This window comes from Methylobacterium sp. AC832 (assembly GCF_979256025.1).
In genome coordinates this window covers 120,101-145,300 of record NZ_CEEDMV010000001.1, presented here as the reverse complement: position 1 = coordinate 145,300, position 25,200 = coordinate 120,101, and the positions used below count along the sequence as shown (strand labels likewise).

Sequence of the window (25,200 nt, the reverse complement as noted above, 5' to 3'; positions counted from 1 at the left end):
GTGCGTTTCTCTCCTCCGCAGGGTCCTCCCCTCTGGCCACGCGACCAAGGAGCGACTTCGCTTCCCGGCGAGCTTCGTCAGCAGTCAGCACCCCATGAAATCCGATCGTCACGCGCCTGCTTCGGCCGCTCGATCGATACTGGACGAGGTAGCTGCGGCGCCCGGAAGCGAATACACGCAGCCCGAAACCGGGAAGCTCATCGCACCATATGAAGTAATCTCGTCCCAGGGGCTCGGCGGCGTCGACGACCCGCTTCGTGATCCTTGCCATACGATCCTCACTGCTTCCGCGGAAGCACTGCGGAAGCACGCGGCGGAAAACTCACGCCATTTCAGATCGTCGCTGGATAACTCGGCCCGTAAAATTCGCAATATCTGTCAGAGCTTTAGCAATGACGGGGAAAGTCGGGCAATCACGAGGAAACCCATGACATCAATCCTCCGAAGGCAAAGGTCACACGTTCGAATCGTGTCGGGTGCGCCAATTTTTCGACAAATTAGGATTTGGACTCATAACCAATAGCTGATGGTTGCAGCGATGCAGGCAGCTTTGAGTTAGTGGGCTGCAGACCCGTCGTATCGCGTGGCGCTGCGACGGAAGTCCTTGATGCGGCCGAACATGCGCTCGACGGCGTTGCAGCCCTGGTAGAGGACCGGCGAGAAGCAGGGCTTCCAGCGCCGGTTGGACTTTGGCGGGATGTTGGGGGCGGCTCCTGTCACTTCGATCTGCCGGCGAATGGCATCGCTGTCGTAGCCTTTGTCGGCGAGCAGGATCCGGCACCGGGGCGAGCGCTCGAGGAGCAAGGCTCCTGCCTTGCGGTCCGCGACTTGTCCGCCCGTCAGTAGGAAGGCAAGCGAGCAGCGCTGAGCCACTCGGTTCAGGTGGCCAAGTCAAGATCTGCTTTGCAGGCGGGCGGTGGAACGCTCCTGCGCCGGAGGCACGCGCTTCCGCCGAATCGTCAAGGATGACGAATGGTATTCCAGCGCGCTCGCAGATCTCCACATCGCAGCCTTCGTCTGTCTTCTACTCGAACAGGCTGTTCAACGCGCAGACAGTCGATAACGGACGAGATTCGATACGTATCAGATCTGTCCGGGCTGGCAGCCATAGGGTGGCACCGAGCGCGGGAAGCGTTCTTTGATGCGCTCGCAGCCCCACGACCGCAGCGACTCTGGCAGGCGGCGATTCACTTCGATGCCAACCTCGTCGTAGGGCGTTAGTCCGGCCGTGACGTAGCTGTACCAGCGCCAGCCCAGGGTGCCGACGCCTGCGAGCAGGATTGCGAAGGCCACCGTCGCGGCCAGCCCCAAGCGTGACTGCGCAGGTCTCGTCTTATCTACCATGCAGACCATGTCCTCGATGTTCGTGCGATCCTGACAACGCTCTGCTCCCTCGCGGGGAAGAGCCCGTTGCGACCGACAGGATGATGGGGGCTCCCTTACAACACCCATTCAACGGATGGCCATGCTGCCGCTCTGTGAAAGACGGACGATCGGCTTGGCAACAACGTCAACGCCTCTCAGCATCCGCCCGGATGCCTAGCCTTTTTGATGTAAAAGGTATGTATTAACCCAAAGAATTTTCTCCGCCTCATGGGCCAAACCAGCCGCTCTTTTCTACGTTGTCTGTCCGCACGGCACGAGGGGAGCTCGTTTGATCGTGCCATGCTAAACGTGATGGACAAAAATCCGCAATGATACATCAGCTTGTTTACTATAGCCGAAACGTTGTTGCCGGCAACGATCGCTCCATGCTTATGAATTTGCGTGACATCGTCTCGGCCTCACAACGCAACAACAGCCGTGATGGGATTACCGGTTTTCTCATATTCGATAAAACCTGGTTCATTCAGGTTCTTGAGGGCGACCAAGCGCAGGTGAGTAGCACCTATACGCGCATCGCCCGCGATCCGCGCCATACAAGTGCTACCATTCTGGATGCACGGAACGTTCAGGGCCGTTCCTTTCCCAACTGGACCATGGGTGGCGCCATGCGAACCCCAGAAGTTGAAGAAATTTACTTGCAGCATGGCATCGGAAGCTTCATCGACCCGACGCGCCTGACAAGCGGCAAGGTCATCGCCCTCGCCCTCGATCTTCAGGCTTTCGATGCCGCGAAACGTCAGACTCAGCGGCTCGCGAGTTGAAGTCTGAGCGGCCAGTCCGGGTACGGCGTTTGACGCGGTTCGACCGCAGACATAGCAACGCGTCCACAAGGCTGCGTGCCCGCACTCGACTGGCCTCAAGTCCCGGTGCATGACCGAAAGCCCGGCCCTCTGAAACGATCTCGCGAGCGCTCGCGTCTCGCGGGGCCGGTTCTCTTCGGCGTCGAGTTCGAGGGCGGATGCGGCGGAAACGGGAATATGGGCGTGTCCCTGCGGTGGATCGGTGCAACGGCTGGCGGGATCCTGGCCCGCCTGGCCATGGCCGCTATCCTACCGTGGCGGCGTGCCGGCGAGGCTCGCCACGCAGGTTTGGGACGGCTTGCGGCGAGGCGGACCCGTGTCGACGGCCGGATCATCCATGCCAGGGTCTCCGTCGATTCCGTGCCGGATGATCGCCTGCCCGTGATCCTGGTCCATGGGCTGGGAATGTCCAGCCGATACATGGTCCCGCTCGCGAGGCATCTTGGCCCTCACCTGAAGGTCTACGCCCCCGACCTGCCCGGCTTCGGCTTGAGCGACAAGCCCCGGCACGTGCTCACCGTTCGCGAACTCGCCGATGCGCTGGCCGCCTGGATGCAGGCCCTCGGCCTGAAGCGCGCGGCTTTTATCGGCAACTCGCTCGGCTGCGAGATACTGGTCGAACTGGCGATCGTTCACCCCCACCTCGTCGACCGCCTGGTTCTGCAGGGGCCCACGCCTGACCCGGAGGCGAGGAGCCTCTTCCGGCAGGTTGCGGGGTTCCTGGCCATCGCGCCGTTCGAGCGCTGGTCGCTGGCCTGGGTGGCGCTGAGCGATTATACGCGGGGCGGGATCAACCGATATATCCTGACCTTGCACAGCATGGTCGGCAACCGCATCGGAGAGAAGGCGCTCCGCGTCATGCAGCCCACGCTCGTGGTGTGGGGCGCCCGTGATTACATCGTCCCCTACGCGTTCGTCACGATCCTCGCCGAAAGCCTGCCGCGCGGACGCCTTGCCGTCATTTCCGGTGCGGCCCACGGGATCAACTACTCACACCCCGAGGCATTCACTGCCGTGCTGCTCCCTTTCCTCCTCGCCGAAGGCGACAGGCCTGCCGCGCAGAACCAGTCTTAGAGCGCTCACCGCCGAAGTGGATGCCGGTTCGGCGAAAAAGAGCGCGGCAAAACAAAGGCCTGGAGTTGCACCCGACCCAACGTGGTCGGGTCCAACTCCAGACGGCCGGCACAGGCTGACATTCGGCCAGCGAGCGCCGTTATCGTTGCTCTCGCCGGTCACGACATAGTTTGGCAGGAGTCCGTCTCGGACCGGAGGCGGTGACGGGCGCGCCGAGGGATCGGTTGTCGAAACATTCGCCGAAGAACGGGCTCGTCATAGGATACCGCGCCAATACGCCGTCCGGCACGGATGCCGACCCCTTCACGACTCCTCAACCACACGGCGCCAGGATCGGGCTATGCTGAACCTCTCGCCCCCACGTCGTCTGACCTTCCTTCTCTCGCTGGTGCTGATCGGCCTCGCCGTCGCCAGCCTCTATTTGCGCCTTCCGACCATTGGTCCCACTGTGGTCAAGTACCGGACCTGGTTCTTCGTCGGTGCGTATGTCCTGCTGGCTTTCGGTGTCGTCTCGAAAAGCCTCTGACCGGTTGCAGACGAAGATCGTACGTCCCTGTTCTTCCTCCAGATCAACGACACACGATTTCTGAGGCCATACTGTCCATGCCAACGGTGTTCCTGGATTGCGATGGCGTGCTGGCCGATTTCGATGCCGGCGCGAAGCAAGCCTTCGGGATGGCACCGGCGGAATTCGAGCGGCGTTTTGGCCTGAAGCGTTTCTGGGGCGAGCTTGCCTCGCTCAACAACTTCTTCGGTGAGCTACCGTTGATGCCGGATGCCATGGAACTGTATGAGGCGGTTCGCCACCTCGAGCCCATCATCCTCACGGGTCTTCCGCGGGGAAACTGGGCTGAGCCACAGAAACGCCTCTGGGCGGCCCGGTATTTCCCCGGTGTCGAGGTGATCACGACGAGTGCCGCGCTGAAACGAGAACATTGCCGTCCTGGCGACGCCCTCGTGGATGACCGGGAGAAATACCGGCCCCTTTGGGAGCAGGCCGGAGGCATCTTCATCCATCATCGCAATGCGGATGCATCGATCCGGCGGTTGCGCCAACATGCATTCATCTAAGATAAAACGGCTTGTGCTTGTATCTCACTGGACAAGCATCATCTGTTCCTCATATGCTAAGCATTCGCTGCCGACGCGTCTTGCGTCCTTGAGCGTGTCGATCTCAGGATTATCTCATACATGAAGCGCCGTAGCGCGCGACCTTTCACGGTCGAAATCAAGCATACCCGTACATCCCGCGCCTCGCTCCCCGACGCCCCGGCACGTTCCCGCGTCGGTGACGACCTGTGGGGGGACCTGCAGGCAGCTGTGGCCGAAAAGCCGGCCGATATGCAGCCCCTGCGCCTCGCTCATCCCGAGCCTGCACCGTCAGTGGCGCCCGCCGAGCCGCCCGCCCGGCGTGTCCTGCCGAGTCTCGTGCCGATGTTTGCCATGCCCGATGAGCCGGACGCTCCCGAGGTCGGCAAAGCGCCGGAAGAGGAGCGGCTGCCACGCGTGCAACGCGTGAAGCCCCCGACCAAACGTAAGCAGAAGGTCGTGGCGCAGGTCGACTCGGCACTTTCGTTTGCCGATGCGGACGACGAGCTCGACGATACACCGATTGTCGCGAGCCCTGACTCGACACAGCTATCCGGTGGCGTCAGTGGGCCTGCTTTGGCTCAAGCGCGGACCGCACGGCGCGCTCAGCAGGCAGCGGCTCTACGGCCGGGCGAGCGTTGGAAGCGGCGGCTGCCACGTGCACTTTGGTAAGCCACCGCAACGGCTTCCTGCCTTGCTCGAGATGTAGCCTCCATCGTTCGATGGTTTGAAGCCTGCCCGCGCGGCCGCGTGGTGGCCGTCCGCGGGCCCTCAAGTCAGCCCGACCGATGAGCCCGCATGATCTCCGAGTTGGTCGGCAACGACGCATAAGGCCGTTTTCCAGTCGAGACGGGCGGAATGCGACACCATGCAGGCCGCGCTGCCAAGCGAGAGCAGGTGCACGCGTAACGAGCGCACCGCTCAAGACGATAGACGAAGAGCCGTTTTACCAAGTCGTCGGCTTGGGGTTGCGCTCGTCGAACCCCTTCTGGTGCCAATAGGGATAGATCGGCGTCTCTTGGCTCGCCGCATCGAGGCGGGCCACCTGCTCGGGCGTCAGCGTCCAGTCGAGAACGGCAAGGTTCTGCTTGAGCTGCTCCTCGGTGCGGGCGCCAACGACGATGTTGCACACGGTGGGCCGGGTCAGCAGCCAGTTCAGGGCGACCTGCGCCACCGTCCTGCCGGTCTCCGCCGCCACATCATCCAGCGCATCGACCACGCCAAAGAGGTACTCGTCCGACACCGGCGGCCCGCCCTCGGCGCCGCCCGCAGCGATGCGGCCGCTCTGGTTCGGTTGCCCACGGCGGATCTTGCCGGTCAGACGGCCCCAGCCGAGCGGACTCCAAACCATCAGGCCCACGCCCTGGTCGATGCCGAGCGGCATCAACTCCCACTCGTAATGCCGCCCGATCAGGGAATAGTAGCCCTGATAGGCCACGTAACGCGCGAGCCCATAGCGCTCGGATGTGGCGAGCGCCTTCATCAGGTGCCAGCCGGAAAAGTTCGAGGCGCCGATATAGCCGATCTTGCCCGAGCGGGTGAGATCGTCGAGCGCCCGAAGCGTCTCCTCCACGGGGGTGAGTGCGTCGAATCCGTGCATGAAGTAGACGTCGATATGCTCGGTACCGAGCCGCTTCAGGCTGGCCTCGCAGGCACGAACCAGATGATGGCGCGAGGAGCCGACTTGGTTCAGGTCGTCATTGAAGCGGAAGGTCGCCTTGGTGGAGATCAACGCGCGCTCGCGCTTGCCCTTCAGAGCCTGGCCCAGGATCTCCTCCGAGGCACCTCCCGAGTAGATGTCGGCCGTGTCGAAGAAATTGACACCGGAATCCAGGCAAAGGTCCACCATGCGGGTCGCCTCAGCGACATCGGTCTGGCCCCAGCGCTGAAAGAATTCGTTTGTCCCGCCGAACGTGCCCGTGCCGAAGCTGAGCACCGGTACGGTAAGGCCGGAGCGGCCAAGCTGCCTGTATTCCATCGAATCCTCTCAGCAACCCATCGCGCGGTATGTGATGCGCCTGCCGATCTAACGCGACGGAAGGCCTCGGTTTCCGTCGCGCGGGCATCGCTTCCGCGCGCCTCCTGGCTCTCGGCATGCAGGCCGCCTGCGTATCCTCGAAGTACTTTCGTTTGTATCGACCCGAGTGTTGCACCACGCATCTTGTACAGTGATCGCATCGGATATCGACGATCATCAGAATAGCCTGCGAAGACCTGTTGAACAATCGATGCCGGTCTCGCAGGCGTATGCGCAGATCGAGCGGTGCCCCGCTGCATCTTTCGTGGCCCCGATCCTGGATGCCGAGGGGACTCATCGTTCCCACACGAAACCCGAAGATTCCACATTGGAGGCTCCGACTTCGGAGAGCCCCGACTTCGGAAAGCCCCGACTTCGGAAAGCCCCGACTTGGGGATGCTTCGACCCGGGGGATACTCTCGGGGGATATTTCGGCATGACAGGCATGCCGGTCGCCGCGAGCGGCTGCCCCGAGAAAGGACGAGCATGGACACGATGACGATCCTCGACGCGCACCGCTGCCATCTCGGCGAGGGCCCCTGCTACGATCCGCGAACCGGCACGGCATGGTGGGTCGACATTCTGGAGCGGCAGCTGTTCGAGAGGTCGCTCGCGGACGGCACCGCGCGCCTGCACGACCTGCCTTTCATGGCGAGCGGCGTCGCCGCGGTGGACGAGACCCGTCATCTCCTCGCCGCCGAGGACGGGCTTTACCTGCGCGGGCTGAGTGACGGAAAGCTCATGCTGCTCTGTCCGCTGGAGGCGGAGGATGCAGGCACCCGCTCCAACGACGGCCGTGTGCATCCCTGCGGCGCTCTGTGGATCAGCACCATGGGCCGCGATGCCGAGCCGGGGCGTGGCGCGATCTACCATGTCGCCGGTACCCGGGTGACGCGCCTCTACGGGTCGCTCACCATCCCGAACGCCATCTGCTTCTCGCCCGATGGCGCGACCGGCTATTTCGCCGACACCGATGCGGGTCTGCTGAAGCGCGTCAGCCTCGACCCCAGCACTGGCCTGCCGACGGGCGAGCCCTCGACGCTCTACGATCATCGCGGCGGGGATGGCGGCCTCGATGGCGCTGCGGTGGATGCCGAGGGCCGCATCTGGTGCACCCGCTGGGGGGCATCCTGCATCGATGCCTACAGCCCGGAGGGCGAGCGTGTGCGGACGGTTCCCCTGCCGGTGACCCGCCCCTCATGCCCCACATTCGCCGGGCCGGATCTCGATCGCCTGCTGATCACCAGCGCCTATGAGGGCATGAGCCAGGAGGAACGCGACGCCGATCCCGAGCACGGACGCACCCTCCTGATGGCAGCCGGAATACGTGGCCTGCTGGAGCCCGCCTTCCGGATCTCCCTGTAAGTCGGTCGTTTCCGGCTATGCGCGACAGCCACTTGGCGCAGGAGTCGGAGACAGGCGTTGTGGGAACGCCGATGCTCATTCTTTGCCAGCGGACAGCGTCACCACGAAGGCCGCACCCTCAATCGTCCCGGGTTCACAACGCACCGTCGCGCCCATGCGCTCGGACAGCGTCGCGACGATGAACAACCCCATGCCCGTGCTCGGCGGTCCATCGGATCGCGTCCCAACAGGCTGATGGAACTTCTTGAACAGGAGATCGTGACGGGCAGGATCGATACCCGGTCCGCGATCCTGAACCCGGATCGACACGTCTCCGCCATCCTGTGCGGCGCTGACCGTCAGGATGCCCCCGTCGGACTGTAGCGGACGCCGTTGCCGAGAAGATTGTCGAGAATCTGTGCCAGGGCACCTGCGTCGAGCGTGGCGACCAACGGGCGATCCGGCAGATCCACGTCGATCCGGACGTCGGCGGATTGGGCGAGCGGCTTGGTCCGGCCTGCGGCGGCCAGCACATGCCCTCGCACATCCTCGTCGGTGAGGCGCGTGAGCGGCCGGTGCTCGGCGGCGTGCGCATCGAGCAGCCGGGTCGCGAGAGCGAGCATCGCGTCGATGCTCGCTCTCGCCTGCTGCAAGACGACGAGCGGCAATTCCGGCTCCCGCGTTGCGCGCCGGACGGCGAGATCGAACAGGTTGCGCAGCCCGTAGAGGGGACTGCGCAGGTCATGGGCGGTGATCGCCATCAGGGTGTCGAGTTCGCCGTTCCTCTCCATCAGCCGGTCATTCTGCAGGCGGATGGTGCGCTTCTGCTCGTAATCGCTGCGACGTCCGGCATGGATCAGCGCTGCGGCGACGACGGCGATGACCGAGACGATCGCGGCATTGACGATGGCGATGACCTGCTCGGCGGGAAACGTCGCCGTGCCGAGCACGATCCAACAATAGGTGAGCAGCAGCGGGATCAAGGTCAGCCCGAAGGTGAGCGGCGGCAGCACGAACAGCAAGGTCAGAGACAGGAGCATCATGGGGTATCCGCTCGTCAGCCGCCCCTTGGCGCCCATCGCGGCGATCGCCCATTGAGTATCGAGCAATGTCAGAACCAGGAAGATTACGACGAAGACGCGCGGGAGCCACGTTCCACCGCCGCGTCGCAGCGTCAGCGAGGCGAGCAGGAAGCTGAGCGCCAGCACGATCTCAACGGCGATCTGAACGGTCCTGAGTCCGGTGGCGAACTCGATCGACTTGGTGAACAGCCCCAGCATGCAGGCGATCTCGACCCGTCGAATATTGACGAGGGTCAGCATGTCTCCGAAGCTCATGCCGGCCTGCTCGGCGGGGGACACGTCCCAGCGTGCCAGCCAACTCTTCATGATGGCCTGCCTTTCATGACGGATCGAGACGCCCCGCGAGGTGATCCGCCGCATAGCGTTCGAGCATTCTCACGCTGTCCAGCCCGAGCTTGACCTTCAGGCGCTCCCGATAGGTACCGACGGTCTTCACGTTCAACCCGAGTTCCTTCGCCAGAGATTGCAGCGTCGCACCGCTGCCGATCAGCCGGAGAACCTGAAGCTCGCGACCGGATAGGGCGCCGATATCCGTCCGACGGTCGCATCGACGCGCGAGATCACCGATCAGCAGCTGTTGCACCGGCTCGCTCATATGGATCGCACCCGCCACCACGCGGTCGAGGGCCACGGCGACGGTTTCGAGCGGTTCGGATTTCGCCACGTAGCCATGCGCGCCGGCATAGATCACAAGAGGCCCCCAGACCGTTTCGTCGCGGCTGGAATAGACGATGATCCTGGCCGCCGGCAGGATGGCGCGCAGATCCTCGATCAAGGCGATGCCGTCACCGTCCCCCATGATGAGATCGGTAACGATGATGTCGGGCTGCACTCGTTCGGCCTCGATACGGGCCGTCCGGGCCGAGTTGGCCTCTCCGCTCACGTCAAAGCGGTCATTGCCCTGGAGCAACAGCTTCAGGCCGGCCAGCACGATCGGGTGGTCGTCGACGATCAGCAACCGAAACAAGGACATGTCTACCCCGAGCGAAGCGGCCAACCAGGGTATGATTCCTCATTGTTGCGCCCCCCTGTAGGTCACCGACCTACACGAGATCAACGTCATGCGACCATGATCCGTCCAAGATGCCACGTACGCTTCTGAATGACCCTCAGGCGAATCCGTTTCGCGCAGGCGGCCAAGGCCCGTGAGACATAAGCCATACGGTCTCACAGACCCGTACACGCCGCCGGATAGAGCCCTGGCCCGCCGGCCCGGGCAACCGGACAGCCTTGGTCCGCCCGACGCTCGACGCTCGACGCCCCGAGTCTGCCATCGGAGACTGTGTCGCCCCCCGGCGTGAGCGACCTGGAGCATTTGGACGAAGGCGCACCAGCGCCGACGCTTCACAACTTCACGCCGCACCACCCTCGTTCAGGTACCCTCCCCATGCCGCCCCACGCCGCCCCACGCCGCAAAAACAATTCAGTAACCTTCAATCGAAGCAATCAGCTTCGTTTGACTTGAAATTTCCCCAAAGATTGAAATGTTTACAATAAGCTCATGATTTTCGTTCATCTCTGTATTTAAATTCCATTCACTGCTCAAGAATTGAGCATGGAAGTGAATTTCTGTAGGTCAATGACCTACAGGGCTACCGAACCAGTCATGTATTTGGGCGATATGGGATTCGCAGGATGAGTTCGGTGGCGTACAACCAAGATGTTATCGAAAAACCGAATGCAAGTGACGGTCTAGACTTACGGCAGGATGCGTCGCGCGCAATCAAAACCGGGACGACGAAGGCCGTCGCGACGAAACTCACTGTCCGGCCCGGCATGGAGGCTCGCTTCGCAACGTGGCAGGCCGAGTTTACCCGGGCCGTCTCGGCATCCCATGACTTCGTCAGCCTCGAGATCATCCCGGCTTTCGCCGGCTCGGCCGAATGGCAGATCATCCAACGGTTCCGCTCGCCCGAAGCGCTGACCCGATGGGTCGAGGACGAGGCGCGCGCTACGCTCCTGGCAAACCTCACGGCCTTGGAAAGCGACGGCAAGGGACCACACGCCGATGAGGCGGCGCCGGATTATCACTCCACGACGACTGTCACGGAGGTCATCACGACGGTTGTGAAGCCGGGGCAGGAAGAGGCGTTTCGGCGTTGGGCCGAACGTATTCAGCAGGGACAGGCCCGCTTTCCAGGATATATGGGCACCCTCGTCCAGGCGCCCCTGTCGCCGGAAGTCCCGTACTGGACCACGCTGGTTCGCTTCGAAAGCCCGGCCTTCCTCGATGCCTGGCTGCAATCGCCGGAACGACAGGCGATCCTGGCCGAAGCGACGCCCCAGGTATCGACCTGGCGAAGCCACAGGATGAGCAACCCGTTCGCCGGGTGGTTCGCCAATGAGCAACGTCTCGCGCCGCCGCCCGCCTGGAAGCAGACCTGCCTCGTCCTGCTCGTTCTGTTTCCCGTCGTCATGCTGGAAATCCGCTTCCTCAGCCCCTTGCTGAACGGATTGCCGCTGACCGTTTCCACCTTCATCGGCAATGCCATCAGCGTCTCGCTCGTTTCATGGCCGCTAATGGCGGTGGCGATTTTCGGCCTGGGCTGGTGGCTGAAACCGGATACGCACAAGCGCTGGCGCAAGGAGTTGCTGGGCGTGACGATTCTGGCCGCACTCTACGGACTCGAAATGTTCTTCTTCTCCCACCTGTTTTAATCATTCGTCATCGTTCGTCACAGCATAAGCTAATCACTCAACCGAGGAAGACTGGAAATGGCTCACGACCACACTGATTTCATGGCTCGGGCGATCGCGTTGTCCGAAAAGACCTCCCTGGTCGAGAGTGCCGGTGGCGTCTTCGGCTGCGTCATCGTTCAGGATGGCGAGATCATCGCCGAGGGCGCCAATCGCGTCGTCGCGGAAAACGATCCGACATGGCACGGAGAGATCGAGGCCATTCGCAAGGCCTGCAAGTCGCAAGGGACGTTCAAGCTTCGCGATGCGACTCTCTATACCAGCGCCGAGCCCTGCCCGATGTGTATGGCGGCCGCGTACTGGGCCGGCATCAAGCGCGTTTACTACGCCGCCCAGGTGGAAGACGCACTGGAATACGGCGGCTTCGACGACAGCATGATCTATGCCGAGCTCAAGAAGGATGTCTCCGAGCGCTCCATTCCGACAACGCAGATCATGCGCACGGAAGCCGTCGAAGTCTGGAAGAAGTATGCCCAGAAGGCGGACAGAGTCCCCTACTGAATCCGACTCTCGAACGCCGATCAAAGCAAGATCCTCCGCCCGGATTGCTCCCATCCGGGCGGGCTCCTCCTTCATACTGCGTGACGCCATGAATATCGTTGGTCTGAGGGACGCCTGCAAAGGTGAGGTCTTCGCTGCGGGCGATGCGCAGTTCATCGAGGCGATCCATGGGAATCTCTGGAACAGGCTGATCCCGGACCGTGCCCCCCAGGCCGTCGTGAGAGCCGTGGACGAGGACGATGTCGTCGCGGCCGTGCGGTTCGCCCGCGCGAGCGGCCTGAAGGTCGTCGTCCGCGGCGGCGGCCATAACTGGTGCCAGCCCTCGTTGCGTCACGGCGGCATCCTGATCGATCTCTCGAATTTCACGAAGATCATCTCCATCGATGCCGATAATCTGAAGGCGGTCATCCAGCCGATCATCAGCAATCGCGACATTCAGAAAGCACTCAATCCCCTTGGGCTGGCCTTCCCCACCGGCCATTGTCCTCAGGTGAAAGCGAGCGGCTATCTGCTCGGTGGTGGCATGGCCTGGAACCCCACCGTCTGGGGGAGCGGAGCCGAGAGCGTCGAGGCGATCGAACTCGTCACGGCACAGGGCGACTTGATCAAGGCGAGCGCGACCGAGAACACGGATTTCTTCTGGGCTGCCCGAGGTGCAGGCTCCGGATTCTTCGGGATCGTCACGAAATACTTTCTCAAGCTTCATCGGCTGCCCGAAGCCATGCATGGCAGCACCTATTACTATCGGCTCGAGGATGCACCGGCGATCGGAACCTGGCTCGGCACGATAGCCCCGAGCCTGTCTCCCGCGGTCGAACTGAGCCTGTTCGTCGTACAGGCGCCACCGGAGTTGAGAGGACAGGCCGCCGCTCGGAACGGCTGGCTTTGCATGGTCACGGCGACGGCGTTCGAGCAGACGCCGCACGCCGCGGAGGCCGCGCTGCAGGCGCTGGAGCACGCTCCGATCCCTCCGCTTTCGTCGTCGTTCGCGACGCCCGTTACCTTCGAGCAGCTGTTCGATGCGTCAGGATCCTTCTGGCCGGAAGGTGCCCGCTCTCGCGTCGAGGCGACCTATTCCGATCACTCTCCGGGAGAGTTGGTGCAGGCCATCCTGCACCTGCTTCCGAGCGCGCCTTCCGCGACATCCGTCTACTTGTTGACCATCTTCTGCGGCCCCAATGTCCCGGCCGCGCAGAAGGACATGGCCTATTCCGTCTCCTCCAAGGTTTACGGTGGCCCGTGGACCATGTGGTGGAAGGCCGAAGACGATGACGCCAACACCGAATGGCATCGCCGTATCACGACGACCTTGCGCCCTTTCAATACCGGCTATTACATCGGCGAGACGAACACGGTCGAACAGCCAAGCAATATTCCCCAAGCCTTCACCTCTGAAAAATGGGAACGGCTTTGTGCCCTGAGAGATAAGCACGATCCAGATCGCGTCTTCTTTGATTACTACGATGGATTCTGATGAAAGTTGAATTTTATTTATGTTGTGATGCGGCTTTATGATCAAAAATACGAAAGATTGTCAACGATCTGACGCGGCGTTGCTTCCACCTGTTCACCGACATCACGCATCACCGATTGGAGGTGATGAGTCTGGTCGAGCGTAGCCCTCCATGTAGGCGAACACGTCGCGTCGGGCCTCGTCCCGGGTCGGCCATCGTCGCGGGTAGACGAGGCCCGACCCTGAGGTCGTGGAAGAAGCTTTCTGACGTGACTGTCGAGACGTGAGACGTCCGGGCGCTACAGCCATTCTTGTCCGCGCGGTATCAGCCCGGACGGACGCGATCGTCGTTCTTCTGACACGATTCGAAATCCCGCACCGAGCGATTGTAGGTCTCGTTGAAGCGTTGCGCCGGCTGGCTCGGGTCGCCTTTCGCGCGAATGTCACGCGCCACATCCCGGCCATGCCCGATCAGGCTCGCGACCGTATCCGTGTAGCCCGTGCAGGATGAGTCGGCTTTCGGACTCATGCCGTCGAAGGTCGTGCCAAGCTGCCGGTTGGCGTTCGATACCTCTCCCAGCGCCGCCAGAAAGGGCGCGACATCTGCCTTCGGTCCCAGTGACTCGAAGCGCCGCACGGCGCGTCGCAAAGTAAGGCTGGTCGAGAGAAGACGGCGCGCCGGCGCGTCTTCCGGAAGCGTCGCCAGGCGCCGCTCGTCCCGGGCAATCTCACGCTCGAACAGCGCGGAGCCGTAGGTTTCCATCGCTTTGACAGCGGCCTCGACACGGGGGACGAGGATCGCATGCTGCTCCCGCGCGAATTTGTAGCCGTCCTCCTTGAATTCTCGCGTGGTCTGATAGCGGGTGAGTGCCTTCAGCGTGGGGTTGAGCTCGCGCAGCGCCGCGAGCAATCGGGCCGCCTCGGCATCGATTTCGGGCACCGCTCCAGGCAAGGCGATGGCCTTCTCCAACTCACCGATGACTCCATCGAAATCCACGATGCCGAAATGGTACCACGCATTGGCTCCGAGCTTCGTGCCGAGCTTGAGCACCCGCTCATTGTCGCGGCGATAATCGGCGAGTTGCTGCTCGAGAGGGTGGGACCGGACGAGATGGTTCTGAGCCTCCGTATAGGCATTGGCCTTGGCGAGCGCCTGAGCCTCGGGGGTCGGCGGCGGCGCAGTGCGGGTGGGCGCACCCGTGCTTCTCGGTGGTGACGGTGGGGTCTGCAGCAGAGCCTGCGAAGCTGAGGGCGCAGCCGGAAAATCGCATTTGAAGGCATCGATCAGGCTTTTGCGTACGGCCTCGTGAGCCTGGGCACATTGATAGGCCACGGTCGGCCGAGCCGTCTCGTTACGCATGACCGTGTCGCGGAAGCTCTCCCGCATCGTGTTGATGCCCTGTCGAATGCCTGGGCGGGCCGCCTCCGGAACTCCAGGGCTGGCAGCACACCGGGCATATGCATCGAGGAACGCGTCGCAGCTCTCCACTCCCACCGGCGTCACCGGCGTGATGGCGAAAGCAGGCGTCGTCAAAATCCCAAGCAGAATGGCCGACACAGCGGCGGCGGCGCGACGCGGTCCTGTATGATGCATTCGTGCTGAGCCGCGCATTCTCATTCCTTCGGTCGAAGAGCCAGTCGGGCCTTTAAGCAGTCAGCGACCACTTCGTTGCAATACGCTGAGGGTAGCTCTCGCTTTTGTAGCGGTCCGCGAATTCAGGTCTCCGCCCGCGGGATCCCCGGCCGGAAGAAAAGACCCGCTTGCAAGCTGTCGCCGATGCGGTGAGCACGCTCGATGAGGATCGTCGCGATGTCAGGTGGGAACTCCTCGTTCGCCGCTTGTTCGAACAGCGCGAGCCAGCGGGCGAAATGGGCTGGCGTCAGATCACCGAGCCCCTGATGCTTGCCGAAGGGATTACCCTTGTAACGGCCGGATTTCAGAAGCACCGAGGACCAGAAATCCTGAATGACAGCCAAGTGGCGGGGCCAATCATCATTGGCGATGACACGGGCAAAAACCGGCCCGATGAGGGGATCGCGTTGAACTCTGGCGTAAAAGGCACCAAGGAACGCGTGCAAGCTCGCTTCCGTAAGGGTGTCTTCCGTCATCTTACCCTAGCCCATCGCCCTGCGTGACGCCGCATGCACAACGCCCCTGTTTTCCATATTGTGCCGTGACGGCGCCAGGGTCAGGGGCGAGGCAGGCTGGGCCTCATGCCTTTGGATCTCCCGGCCATCATGCCCCTCGCCCTCGAACCATTCCCTCTCGCTGTCGCAGCCTTCGCTTTCTTCCTTGCCGGGTTCGTCAAAGGTGTCGTCGGGCTTGGCCTACCGCCTGTGGCCATGGGGTTGCTCAGCTTGGTCATGGCACCGGCTCAGGCCGCCGCACTCCTGGTCGTGCCGGCCTTCGTGACGAACATCTGGCAGCTTGCGGCCGGTCCGCGCTTCGAGACGCTGGCGCGGCGCCTCTGGCCGATGCTCACGGCGAGTGTCGTTGGGACCCTGGCGGCAGCTGCGCTCCTACATGGAAATTTCGGAGGCGGGGCCATCGTTGCTTTGGGCCTCGCCCTGATCGCTTCTGCGATCCTCGGGCTCGCGGCCCCCCGCCTGAGAGTCCCACCGAGGACCGAGCGCTGGCTGGCACCTCTGGCTGGGGCGACGACAGGATTGGTGACGGCCGCCACGGGTGTCTCCTCGATTCCCGCCGCACCGTTTCTCGCCGCACTGGGCTTCAATCGGGAGGATCTCATCCAGGCCCTTGGGCTATCCTTCACGGTGTCCACCGTGGCGCTTGCCGTCGCCCTGGCGGGTAGCGGGATCCTGAACCTCGGCATCGCCAGTGTCTCGGCGCTCGCCCTGGTCCCTGCCCTCCTCGGCATGAAGCTGGGCGGGTGGGTGCGCGGCCGTGTGAGTGAACCCGTCTTCCGACGCTGCTTTTATTTCGGGCTGTTGGGGCTCGGGCTCCACCTCGCGTCCAGGGCGCTTGTCTGACATGTGAGCCCGGTGGACCGGCGCGGCATCTATGCGACCATGCCGCCTTCCGGTCAGTACTCTCCCTCATCGGGAATGCTGAGCACGGTCCCGCAGGCCTTGCAGTGAACCGCATCCGGCTCGTGCCTTTGTAAGGCGCAGGCCGGACAAGGATGCCTTACCTTGTTGGGACGAAACAGAACTTGAGCGAGGCGCAGAAACAGCGTCACTCCGCATATCATCACCACGACGGACAGTAAGCGACCAGACGTGCCAGGCAAGGTCACGTCGCCATAGCCGGTGGTGGTGAGCGAGGTGACGGTGAAATACAAGGCATCGACGTAGTTGGCGATAGCCGGATTGGTGCGGTGCTGAGTGGCGTATACCAGCCCCGTCATCACGAAGACGAACACCGAAAGGTTGGCGGCGGCGAGGATCACCTCCTCGTTGCGGCGGAAAAACCCGCTATCGGAGCGCAGGCGGTCGAGGAGTTGATAGGTTCTCAGCAGCCGTAAGGTTCGCAGGATACGCAAAAACCCGGCCCCTTCGCCGACGATGGGGGCGAGGAAGGAGACCAGTGCGGCGATGTCGGCCCAGGTGGTCGGACGGAGTAATTCCCGCCAGCGGTGCCGTTCGATGGAGAATCGGGCGACGAAGTCCGTGAGCACTGCAAGGCCGACGAGGACATCGAGTCCCTCCACGACCGGCGCCCTTGGCATGAACGACGACACCACAATGAAAAGGATCGTCGCGATGTCGAAGACAAGCAGGCCGTAGCGAAATCGGTGTGCCCTGTCGCTATCGCCCTCGTACAGGTCTCTGAGACGATGCTTGATCGCTTCCATAAAGGTTTCTACCCGCCCCAGCCTTCGTCGTCCCGTTCCACTTACACATGTGTCTGAAGGAACGTTCCGCAAAACGTCCGGGCTCGCACTCTGCGATGGCCTGCCCCCCCTGAAACATGGTCCGTCCTCGGACCTGGCCTCGCCCGAACGGATTGCAAAGTCTGACGTTTTCCCGTTTCAGGTGAGGAGACGTGGTGCTGTCGGACGGACAGGCGATGGAGTTGGCGCCGTTGATTTCGGCCTGTCGCCCGAAGGCCAAGATGCGGCCCAAAGCGCTTCGGCGCACGATCTCGGGGGCGTGTCCCAGGCAGGCTAACCGCCACGGCGTTCTGTCGCGCGATCCGCAGGAAGGGTAACGAATTAATCCAGGCCGGCGGCCCCGAGGCCCTAACGCACGAAATCGCATTTATCCGCGCACTGGCCCCAACAAGGCCGACCCTCGCGAGGCCAACATCACCGAGGCATGGACCGGCCTCGCGGGGTGGTTGTCATGAGCGTCCCACCGACAGAGCGATTGACGGCTACGCCTACCCCATCAACGCCTTCTCGAACGAGTGGCCCACGCCGTTACCGATATTGGTCTCATCGCCAAGCAGGCGACGACCGGATGCGATCACCTGCACGGCTTGGCGGCGAGAACATTCCTGGCGGGCAACGACTTCAAGGTATCGCAGATATTCGATCACAGGCTCTCGCGCTTTGGGTGCCCGACCAAGCACGGATGTCACTCTCGCCTCTACGAGGCCGGGGATCGCTTCCCAGAATTCCCCGGACCGTTCGAGCATGGCGACTTCTCCCGTCAGGTCAGAAGAAAGTGTGTCCACCTTAGGGTCGCCACCTTCATTCACACAGGTTGATACCCAGCGGGCCCGTCGGATCTCACACACAAAAACGGCGAGGCTCTCGCCCCGCCGCCAACGACAACCGTTCTCAGCAAGCTTAGCGGTTACCGCCCGAGGTGCGGCCATACTGCCAGACCGGGAAGCTGTTCTGCTCCGCATTGCCTTCCTGAGCGGAAGTGCGACCGCGGCTGTACCCTATCGATCCGGTAGTCAGATCGTCATCGGCTGTGACACGGCTCGGGGCGGAAGAGGTCACCTCATAGGCCGGAACTTCGCCACGTGCGAGATAGGTCTTGGCAAGGGCGGGCGAAGCAACGGCGCTGACGCTCAGGACGACAGCAGCAACAGCAGACGTAATACGAGTGTTCATGGCACAATCCACTTGGGTTTGCGCGGTCTCCGTCGAATGGCGGTTGGCCGTGACTTGTTCAGTGACCTTGATCTAGGCTTGCCTCGCCCGGCACGCCGTGCGGTTCGGCACTCGCTCACACGCCAACCCGCTCTGGATCTCAAGCATGCCCCATCCTGTCACATGCCGTGCCCCACCGGCATTGCTGACATGGAAAGGCCCCGCCAATTACCGACAGCGCCCGTCCGATCGAGTTGCACAACGCGATCGTCCTTAGGAGACAGCCTCAGCATGCGGATGGGCTGGCGGTTCAGCAATTCGCTCGTGCGTCGCACGCCGATATGTGGTGTGATGCGATGCTCGAAAGGCCGCCAAAATTGACCGTCTAGGGTCGCCGTCAACTCGGCCGGTGGGTCGTGGCGGTTTCGGACCGAGTGCCTTCCCTGGCCCGCTGGGGCGACGGGGCAGCCATCCAGCTCCGCCTGAATGCAGCGAACCCAAACTCCGCTGCAACAATTCGTGCAGGAACGCGGAGAGCGGACATGCTCGGTGGCTACTGGTCTGCCGCAAACCCTGGCTTGTGGCGCTCGGTCTAGATCGCGCCTCTGGCTTTATCGTCCGGTGGCTTGGCCTTGGTTTCATCCGCTGGGATGATGCTGATACGGCCATCGGCTTCGATCGAGGCTTCCTTGATGCATGCTGGGCCATCGATCCCCTGATGTCTGAGCTGGCTCATCAGTTCCGCATGAGTGATCATGGCTTGGCGCATGTTCTTCCAACAGATTTCGCCATCTGCCACCAGTCGCAGGCGCTTGGGTACGATGAAATTTTCGAAAATTGGCAATCGAAAGCTCAACCAATCGATAGCATAGTTCCAAAACACGATTGTCAGAACCAGCAGGATGCCTTCTGTCAGAGACTTGTATTCATTAGAAAATGCATTCTGCGACACATCTGCAATCAATACGATCACAAGGAGGTCGGCAAGACCTACAGCGCCAGCTTGCCTTTTCATAACGAAGCGCATGATGATAAATAGCATCAGGTACATCACAGAGCCACGCAGAAGTATTTCAAGAAGCGAGTGCTCCGGTACGATCATCGCGCGCCAATCCATCGTGCTTTTCTCCTCGGCAGCCAAGGTACAGGGCTGAGTTCCATAGGATCGCTCGCTGGCCCCGTGCGAGCCACGTTTCTCGATGTGGCAACCGGCCGTAAAAATAGCTCGCAATCGATAGCCAATATGAGCTGGAGCCCTGCGAGCCCAGGGGCTGGCGCATTTTTTGGGCCCGCTAACACACAGAAACCATTGTAAGAACGTCGATCAAATCAACATGACGTCTACAATGGCAGAGGTGGAGGAGCGATCGATGACGACGAGGAAACCTATGACGAGCGACAACTTTATCCGGGACCAGGTCGGTCACCTTATTGCTTTTCAGGAGCTCGAGCATCTCACCGGGCGGCAGTTCTCCGAGACCGAGCTCGCCAAGATGGAAGAAGCGGCACAAACCCAGGGGCACACTCTAGAGGAGGCACTTGCCAGGTTCCTCCACGCCTTGCGCAGCATTAGCCAGGACGACCTCGAGACGATTGTTAAGCTTCGGGGGGCACCTCACTAAGAGGAGTGTTCGTTGCAGACCTTACGTGTCAGAGTCCCTCTCCTTCTGCCGGATCGCTTCCACCAAGCGCTCGTTCTTTACGGGCCCGTGCAGGCCGTGGTGGATCTCGCGGTGGCAGCCTGGACAGACAACTCCTACGAACCGTCAATCGTCTGGACCGCCGTCGCTGAACCGCCGAGTATGATGGGGCTCAAGGTAGGGCTCTCCCCGCAGAGTGACGAAGGGTGCAGGCTGATTGCAGTTCTCACAGATCCCGGCCGCTTGAGCGAGGGCGTAGCGACGGACAGCTGCCGAGCGTCGGTAAAGGCTTCGGCGAGATTCAGTGCCAGCGACCTGGGGCATCAATCGAGCTGCATCCAGAGCGCGCGAGCGGAGGACAGCTAGATCGACGTCGACCTCCTCGGTCTGCTCCTCTCCGACCTCGAGCGGCTTGTCACCGACACTGGCTAGGACGAACTCGAAGACGATCACAGAGCGTTGGGTGCCTTCTCGATCAGGAGCTGGCTCGGTGCTGTCGCCGGCGCACTCGAACTGACCCAGGAACCGCACGCCCTACCATGACGGCAGAGAAACCTCGGCACGCCGACCGTGTTATGAAGCTGTTCGAACGCATTGTGAGCCCGAAAGCGTGGCCTTCATTGGAACGGCTGGGTGGAATGTGCCGAAAGCCTACGCTGGTGCGTTTCCGGCCGTTGGAAGCCACCTACAGCGCTATGCCCAGCGCCTCACCGCCGTGGAGATCAATACGTCGTTCTATCGCCCTCATCGTCCCGCCACCTACAAGCGATGGGCCGAGGCCACGCCTGAGCATTTTCGCTTCGCCGTGAAAGTCCCGCGCATGATCACGCACGAGCTGCAGCTTGGGAATGCCGACGCCCCGCTACAGCGATTTCTGGATGAGATCGCTGGACTCGGCCCGAAGCTCGGCCCGCTCCTGCTTCAGCTACCGCCGAGCCTTCGCTTCGACGATCGGACGAGCGACCCGTTCCTGCGAGCATTTCGGCACGCCCATGGCGGCAGCATCGTTTGCGAGCCGCGGCATGCCAGCTGGCTGGCGCCAAGTGTTGATGCACTGTTGACGAAACTTCGTATTGCCCGTGTGGCAGCAGATCCGGCACCGATGCCGGGCGCAGACGAGCCCGGTGGCTGGCAAGGCCTGCGCTACTATCGACTCCACGGCTCGCCGAAAATCTACTACTCCGCTTACGAGCAGCACGCCCTCGACGCGATGGCTGACCGCCTCGCCGCAGACGCGACGCGGGGATGCGAAAGCTGGTGCATCTTCGATAACACTGCCACCTTCGCCGCGACCGGCGACGCGCTCTCGATCCTGGAGCGTTGGGCGTCCTAGCGTCGTCTAGTGAAGTTCACTCCGCAACCTAGAGCTGCGCCCGACCACGTTGGGTCGGGACACATCTCTAAGTCTCTGTTTTGCCGCGCTCTTTTTCGCCGAACCGGCATCCACTTCGGCGGCGAGCGCTCTAGCGTCACTGTGAGGCACAGCTTGCCACACCGCATTCTGGCCGCATCGCGTATTGATCGGATGCATAGGCGAAATGCCGCCCCTACCAGCGACCGCAAAATTGACTGCCGAGTTGGATTGCCCTTGTTCTCAGCACGTTAACTGGAAAGGCTGGGGCGCTCAGAGCATATCTTCAGCCTCCAGAGTGTACACGTAGCACATATTGCGCCACCACCGGCAAGTCGGACTACGTAGGCAATTCGCGCCATAAATTTTCAGAAAAGTGAATGAATTAGTTAAGGAACGGTTTTTGTTGCGATGCCGTTGAATAATTCGCTGATGCCGAAATCCTGGCGCAGCGCACAAAGGCGGCGCGGAGACAGGTCGCCTAATAGATTTATAATGCAACTAATTGGGCGCATTTGCAACAAAGCGCGCCCTTGCCTTGGGTTAACGAGATTAATCAGTAGAACTAGCGATCATCCGCCTTATCAGAGGCGTTGATCCAGCCGTACAGTCATGCGTGATAGCCCTCTAAATAAAACGGCTAAACTTCTGTTGAGCATGCCAGTTAGCCGCAGGTTGCCATTTGGTTAATTTACTATTAGCCATCTTAAATTCATCGAATGAGCCAACGCCAGGCAGCATTCGGGCCTAACCCACATCTAATACTACGCGATTGCGTCTGCGCCCATGTTGGACGCCTGGATCGCTGTGCCATTAGTCGCTTGGAGCCAAGTATAGATTTGCTTGGATCCTTGTCGTGCCTGTCACTCATGCTTTCTACCTAAGGAGAGTCCTATGCAGCGACCCGTGCCGGCCTCCGCGTCCCTCGTTGGCCAGAAACCAAGTCATACACGGATGGTGCGAGTCTCAGCATATTCGGTCGCAACCGTCCTCGCCCTACTGATGACTACGGCGACCCTACCGCCCCTCCTCGCTGATCAGTCGGATCGTGCCGTCATCAACGCGCCAATTAGCTTACTGACGGCGCCCATTGCCGGGGAGATGACTAAGGTCTCTGCCACCATCGGGCAGCACCTCGGCCCCGGAGCACCGGTGGCGCGCATTCAGAACGTTCGCATCGACCGCACGACGCTGATTACTCTTGATGGCAAAGTTGACGAGTTGCGCGGCTCTCTCCTGGCGGCGCGGCAAAAGAGGGAGTCCGACGAGGCCTACGTAGCGGCCCTTGATGCCGAGATTAGGCGTCAGGTGGAACAAACTGTCGCTAAGCTCGACGGAGAAGTGGCTGAAGCTCGCGCCCGCGTGGGGTCAGCAGATGCCGAGGGTCAATCCACCAAGGCGGTGGTCGACCGCCAGCAGGCCATGGTTGATCGCAACACCGCCAGCCTCGATCTCCTGCGTCCGACTCAGCACAAGCTCGAAGCCGCTCGCTTCGACAAGGAAGCAGAAACGGCCAAGCTGAACCAGAAGTTGGCGGAGCTCAGTGCGGTCAAGAAGAGCGTCTTCGTGGGCAACCAGTCCAATAGCCTGGCGGTGCTGACTCAGAAGCGGCGGGATCTTGCATTTGATGCCCAGCGGCTTGCTATCGAGGAGGCGCAACTCTCCACAAGTCTGAAGGCGCAAGAGGCGTTGCTCGTCGCGGAACGCAAGCGCCTCGACAGCCTTGCCGATGCGGAGATGCGGGCCATGAACGGTGGTGTCGTCCTCGGACTCGGTGTTGCGGAAGGGCGTCACGTCAACCCAGGCGACTCGGTGGCGACTTTGGTCGATTGCGAGCAATCCTTCGCTGTCGGGATCTTCTCCTATCGCCAAGCACAAGAACTGGCAGTTGGAACGCCGGTGCGAATTTCGGCGGCGGGCAGCAGCATTCCCGAGCGCGGGTGGGTCAGTGAGATTCTGCCGAAGACCAGCGACAAGACCGATCAGCAATACGCGGTGCCGTTCCCTCAAACCGAGCGGCGCGAGATGTATGTGCTCGTAAGCCTGGACCGCGACACGCTGCCTGCCTCGGACAAGACCGCTTCCCCCACCGAGGCCGCGCGCCGCACCACGCCGTGTTCGGTGGGCCAGTGGGTCACGATTACCCGGGAGAACGGTTGGGTTCCATCGGCTTCTGTGGCCTGGAAGGCGGTTGCGTCTGGGGTTACGGGGCCGGAGATCAAGGCGGCCTGGGCCTCTCTGGCCACGACCTTCAACGGGACGGCGGTGCAAGCCTCCGATCTCGTGAGCCGTGGTGTGAACTCGCCGGCGGCGAAGCAGGCATGGGCCTCTGTGGCGAACGGCGTCACGCAGGCGGCAGATGCAGTGGCGAATGGGGTCAAAGACCTGTTCTCTAAAGGTTCGACCGCCCCCGCGAACGGTAAGACGGCACAATCCGCGCCGCGCCAGCACAGCGCCGAGAACACCCATTGACCCGGCCGCATCCGCGCGGCGGATCTGTGCTGGCTCTGACCGTGGCAGCGCTGCTCCTGGTCTCGCTCCGGCCAATGGAGGCGGAGTCCTCGCCAGGTAGAGTCGAACGTGCCCCTTTGTCGTTGGCGGGAACGCTGTGTCACTCTCTATCTGAGGCCGTCGACACGACGGGAACCGGACCGGTTTTTGTGTCGAGCTATCGTCCGGGCCCGCAGGAGACCGAACTGCCCGCTCCCTTGAAGAGTTCGGCCTTCACCTACGACAATGCCGTTGCGGCGATCGCTTTGATTGCCTGCGGCGAGGTCGGGCGGGCCCGCAGGATCGGCGACGCACTCCTCGCCGCGCTGGCACGGGACCGCAGCTTCTCCGATGGCCGCATTCGCAATGCTTATCGTGCCGGTCCAGTAGGTGACGGCCCGTTGGCTCTGCCCGGGTGGTGGGACGCGAGACAGAATCTATGGGCCGAGGACGCCTATCAGGATGGCACTGCTACCGGGAACGTCGCCTGGGCCGCCCTCGCCCTTCTCAACCTAGACGCAGTGGCACCTGACGGCGGTTACCGCGCCGGCGCTCGACGGATGCTGGGGTGGATCGCCGGACAGACCGGCGATCCGCGGTCTCCCGAAGGGTATACCGGCGGCGTCGATGGTTTCGATCCGCATCAGACACGCCTGATGTGGAAATCTACTGAGCACAACCTCGACATCCACGCGGTCGCGGCCTGGCTTCATCGTCTGGACGGCGGAGCGGAGGAAGCTCGGATCGCGGCGACGGCGCGGGGCTTCCTCGACGCGGTCTACGCGCGCGATCCGGGGGTGTTTCGTCTCGGCACGACGCCAGACGGCAAGCTCCAGCCCATCGCCAAGATCGCCCTGGATACGCAGCTCTGGCCCCTGATCGGGGTGATCGATGCACCCGACATCTGGCGCAGGGCGCTCGACTTCGCCGAACGCCATCTCGCAATCCGGGGCGGTTTCGATTTTAACGAGGACCTCGATGGCCTCTGGGTCGAGGGCACGGCCCAGGCCGCGTTGACCGTCCGTTTTCTCGGCCGAAGCGCCGAGGCCGACCGCCTCCTCGCCACCATCGCTGGGCAGCTCTCGCCATCCGGCTTCCTGTTCGCCACCGATATCGCCCGCCTCACCACCGGCATCGCCATCGGTCCGGCCAGTGCCGAGCCCGATTTCTTCTATTTCCGCCGGCCGCATCTCGGCGCCACCGCCTGGGGCGTCCTCGCGGCCGTGGGCTGGAATCCCTTCACCGGACGGAACGTGGAGTAACCCCGCCC

25 protein-coding genes, 1 tRNA gene and 2 pseudogenes are annotated in these 25,200 nt (G+C 62.2%); 15 read left to right on the top strand and 13 right to left on the bottom strand.

The window, feature by feature from the left end; genetic code table 11:
- Nucleotides 1–13: 13 nt before the first annotated feature.
- Nucleotides 14–271, bottom strand: a pseudogene (locus AC0IXR_RS00685) (Arm DNA-binding domain-containing protein); the annotation flags it as partial.
- Nucleotides 272–404: 133 nt separating this feature from the next.
- Between AC0IXR_RS00685 and AC0IXR_RS00680 the strand changes: the two are divergent.
- Nucleotides 405–484, top strand: a tRNA-OTHER gene (locus AC0IXR_RS00680).
- 71 nt (nt 485–555) lie between these two features.
- On the opposite strand, the pseudogene AC0IXR_RS00675 reads toward AC0IXR_RS00680, so the two are convergent.
- Together AC0IXR_RS00675 and AC0IXR_RS00670 are read right to left on the bottom strand one after the other, a co-directional pair.
- Nucleotides 556–855 (bottom strand): annotated as a pseudogene (locus AC0IXR_RS00675) (transposase); the annotation flags it as partial.
- 228 nt (nt 856–1,083) lie between these two features.
- Complete coding sequence (locus AC0IXR_RS00670) at nt 1,084–1,344, bottom strand: hypothetical protein (protein WP_056428669.1); 261 nt, start codon at nt 1,342–1,344, stop codon at nt 1,084–1,086.
- Between the two features lie 350 nt (nt 1,345–1,694).
- Here AC0IXR_RS00670 and AC0IXR_RS00665 point away from each other — a divergent pair, with 350 nt between their 5' ends.
- The 5 genes from AC0IXR_RS00665 (at nt 1,695) to AC0IXR_RS00645 (ending at nt 5,021) form a co-directional block, all read left to right on the top strand.
- Complete coding sequence (locus AC0IXR_RS00665) at nt 1,695–2,147, top strand: BLUF domain-containing protein (protein ID WP_056428264.1); 453 nt, start codon at nt 1,695–1,697, stop codon at nt 2,145–2,147.
- Nucleotides 2,148–2,363: 216 nt separating this feature from the next.
- Nucleotides 2,364–3,260, top strand: coding sequence for an alpha/beta fold hydrolase (locus AC0IXR_RS00660; protein ID WP_471759393.1), 897 nt, complete (start codon nt 2,364–2,366; stop codon nt 3,258–3,260).
- A 340-nt stretch (nt 3,261–3,600) separates the two neighbouring features.
- On the top strand, nt 3,601–3,786 hold the full coding sequence (locus AC0IXR_RS00655; RefSeq protein ID WP_207410946.1) for a hypothetical protein: 186 nt from the start codon (nt 3,601–3,603) through the stop codon (nt 3,784–3,786).
- Nucleotides 3,787–3,863: 77 nt separating this feature from the next.
- Entirely contained in the window at nt 3,864–4,331 is a 468-nt protein-coding gene (locus AC0IXR_RS00650) for a hypothetical protein (protein WP_471759392.1), read from the top strand.
- Between the two features lie 120 nt (nt 4,332–4,451).
- Entirely contained in the window at nt 4,452–5,021 is a 570-nt protein-coding gene (locus AC0IXR_RS00645) for a hypothetical protein (protein ID WP_471759391.1), read from the top strand.
- A 274-nt stretch (nt 5,022–5,295) separates the two neighbouring features.
- Here AC0IXR_RS00645 and AC0IXR_RS00640 read toward each other — a convergent pair whose 3' ends face one another.
- Nucleotides 5,296–6,327 carry an aldo/keto reductase gene (locus AC0IXR_RS00640; protein ID WP_461221419.1) on the bottom strand — a complete coding sequence of 344 codons (1,032 nt, stop codon included), beginning with the start codon at nt 6,325–6,327 and terminating at the stop codon, nt 5,296–5,298.
- 525 nt (nt 6,328–6,852) lie between these two features.
- Here AC0IXR_RS00640 and AC0IXR_RS00635 point away from each other — a divergent pair.
- On the top strand, nt 6,853–7,731 hold the full coding sequence (locus AC0IXR_RS00635; RefSeq protein ID WP_471759390.1) for an SMP-30/gluconolactonase/LRE family protein: 879 nt from the start codon (nt 6,853–6,855) through the stop codon (nt 7,729–7,731).
- A gap of 75 nt (nt 7,732–7,806) precedes the next feature.
- Here AC0IXR_RS00635 and AC0IXR_RS00630 read toward each other — a convergent pair whose 3' ends face one another.
- Genes AC0IXR_RS00630 through AC0IXR_RS00620 form a run of 3 tightly spaced genes read right to left on the bottom strand, consistent with a single transcriptional unit; the run spans nt 7,807 to nt 9,765 of the window.
- Nucleotides 7,807–8,040 carry a sensor histidine kinase gene (locus AC0IXR_RS00630; RefSeq protein WP_471759389.1) on the bottom strand — a complete coding sequence of 78 codons (234 nt, stop codon included), beginning with the start codon at nt 8,038–8,040 and terminating at the stop codon, nt 7,807–7,809.
- 29 nt (nt 8,041–8,069) lie between these two features.
- A complete protein-coding gene (locus tag AC0IXR_RS00625) occupies nt 8,070–9,098 on the bottom strand; it encodes a sensor histidine kinase (protein WP_471759388.1) in 1,029 nt (342 codons plus the stop codon).
- A gap of 13 nt (nt 9,099–9,111) precedes the next feature.
- Nucleotides 9,112–9,765 (bottom strand): response regulator transcription factor, encoded by a 654-nt coding sequence (locus tag AC0IXR_RS00620; RefSeq protein ID WP_471759387.1) that lies wholly within the window; start codon nt 9,763–9,765, stop codon nt 9,112–9,114.
- A 671-nt stretch (nt 9,766–10,436) separates the two neighbouring features.
- Here AC0IXR_RS00620 and AC0IXR_RS00615 point away from each other — a divergent pair.
- From AC0IXR_RS00615 to AC0IXR_RS00605, 3 genes are all read left to right on the top strand, one after another.
- Entirely contained in the window at nt 10,437–11,450 is a 1,014-nt protein-coding gene (locus AC0IXR_RS00615; RefSeq protein WP_471759386.1) for an antibiotic biosynthesis monooxygenase, read from the top strand.
- Between the two features lie 57 nt (nt 11,451–11,507).
- The gene (locus tag AC0IXR_RS00610; RefSeq protein WP_018043743.1) at nt 11,508–11,990 is read left to right on the top strand and encodes a nucleoside deaminase; all 483 of its coding nucleotides are present in this window, start codon (nt 11,508–11,510) and stop codon (nt 11,988–11,990) included.
- Between the two features lie 88 nt (nt 11,991–12,078).
- Entirely contained in the window at nt 12,079–13,464 is a 1,386-nt protein-coding gene (locus tag AC0IXR_RS00605; protein WP_471760210.1) for an FAD-binding oxidoreductase, read from the top strand.
- A gap of 304 nt (nt 13,465–13,768) precedes the next feature.
- Here AC0IXR_RS00605 and AC0IXR_RS00600 read toward each other — a convergent pair whose 3' ends face one another.
- Together AC0IXR_RS00600 and AC0IXR_RS00595 are read right to left on the bottom strand one after the other, a co-directional pair.
- Entirely contained in the window at nt 13,769–14,977 is a 1,209-nt protein-coding gene (locus AC0IXR_RS00600; RefSeq protein ID WP_471759385.1) for a DUF3829 domain-containing protein, read from the bottom strand.
- 182 nt (nt 14,978–15,159) lie between these two features.
- The gene (locus AC0IXR_RS00595; RefSeq protein ID WP_461221431.1) at nt 15,160–15,552 is read right to left on the bottom strand and encodes a group III truncated hemoglobin; all 393 of its coding nucleotides are present in this window, start codon (nt 15,550–15,552) and stop codon (nt 15,160–15,162) included.
- 105 nt (nt 15,553–15,657) lie between these two features.
- Between AC0IXR_RS00595 and AC0IXR_RS00590 the strand changes: the two genes are divergently transcribed.
- Nucleotides 15,658–16,434 carry a sulfite exporter TauE/SafE family protein gene (locus AC0IXR_RS00590; RefSeq protein WP_471759384.1) on the top strand — a complete coding sequence of 259 codons (777 nt, stop codon included), beginning with the start codon at nt 15,658–15,660 and terminating at the stop codon, nt 16,432–16,434.
- Between the two features lie 53 nt (nt 16,435–16,487).
- Here AC0IXR_RS00590 and AC0IXR_RS00585 read toward each other — a convergent pair whose 3' ends face one another.
- The 4 genes from AC0IXR_RS00585 to AC0IXR_RS00570 all read right to left on the bottom strand — a co-directional run bounded on the left by AC0IXR_RS00585 (nt 16,488) and on the right by AC0IXR_RS00570 (nt 19,566).
- On the bottom strand, nt 16,488–17,258 hold the full coding sequence (locus tag AC0IXR_RS00585; protein WP_056428304.1) for a potassium channel family protein: 771 nt from the start codon (nt 17,256–17,258) through the stop codon (nt 16,488–16,490).
- 527 nt (nt 17,259–17,785) lie between these two features.
- Nucleotides 17,786–18,043 carry a hypothetical protein gene (locus AC0IXR_RS00580; RefSeq protein ID WP_471759383.1) on the bottom strand — a complete coding sequence of 86 codons (258 nt, stop codon included), beginning with the start codon at nt 18,041–18,043 and terminating at the stop codon, nt 17,786–17,788.
- 154 nt (nt 18,044–18,197) lie between these two features.
- Nucleotides 18,198–18,470, bottom strand: coding sequence for a hypothetical protein (locus AC0IXR_RS00575; protein WP_056428678.1), 273 nt, complete (start codon nt 18,468–18,470; stop codon nt 18,198–18,200).
- A gap of 571 nt (nt 18,471–19,041) precedes the next feature.
- Complete coding sequence (locus tag AC0IXR_RS00570) at nt 19,042–19,566, bottom strand: DUF421 domain-containing protein (RefSeq protein ID WP_471759382.1); 525 nt, start codon at nt 19,564–19,566, stop codon at nt 19,042–19,044.
- Between the two features lie 271 nt (nt 19,567–19,837).
- Between AC0IXR_RS00570 and AC0IXR_RS00565 the strand changes: the two genes are divergently transcribed.
- From AC0IXR_RS00565 to AC0IXR_RS00550, 4 genes are all read left to right on the top strand, one after another.
- Nucleotides 19,838–20,071 carry a hypothetical protein gene (locus AC0IXR_RS00565; protein ID WP_471759381.1) on the top strand — a complete coding sequence of 78 codons (234 nt, stop codon included), beginning with the start codon at nt 19,838–19,840 and terminating at the stop codon, nt 20,069–20,071.
- A gap of 658 nt (nt 20,072–20,729) precedes the next feature.
- Complete coding sequence (locus tag AC0IXR_RS00560) at nt 20,730–21,422, top strand: DUF72 domain-containing protein (RefSeq protein ID WP_471759380.1); 693 nt, start codon at nt 20,730–20,732, stop codon at nt 21,420–21,422.
- Between the two features lie 1,170 nt (nt 21,423–22,592).
- On the top strand, nt 22,593–23,912 hold the full coding sequence (locus AC0IXR_RS00555) for an HlyD family secretion protein (protein ID WP_471759379.1): 1,320 nt from the start codon (nt 22,593–22,595) through the stop codon (nt 23,910–23,912).
- 74 nt (nt 23,913–23,986) lie between these two features.
- Nucleotides 23,987–25,192 carry a hypothetical protein gene (locus AC0IXR_RS00550; RefSeq protein WP_471760208.1) on the top strand — a complete coding sequence of 402 codons (1,206 nt, stop codon included), beginning with the start codon at nt 23,987–23,989 and terminating at the stop codon, nt 25,190–25,192.
- Nucleotides 25,193–25,200 lie beyond the last annotated feature (8 nt).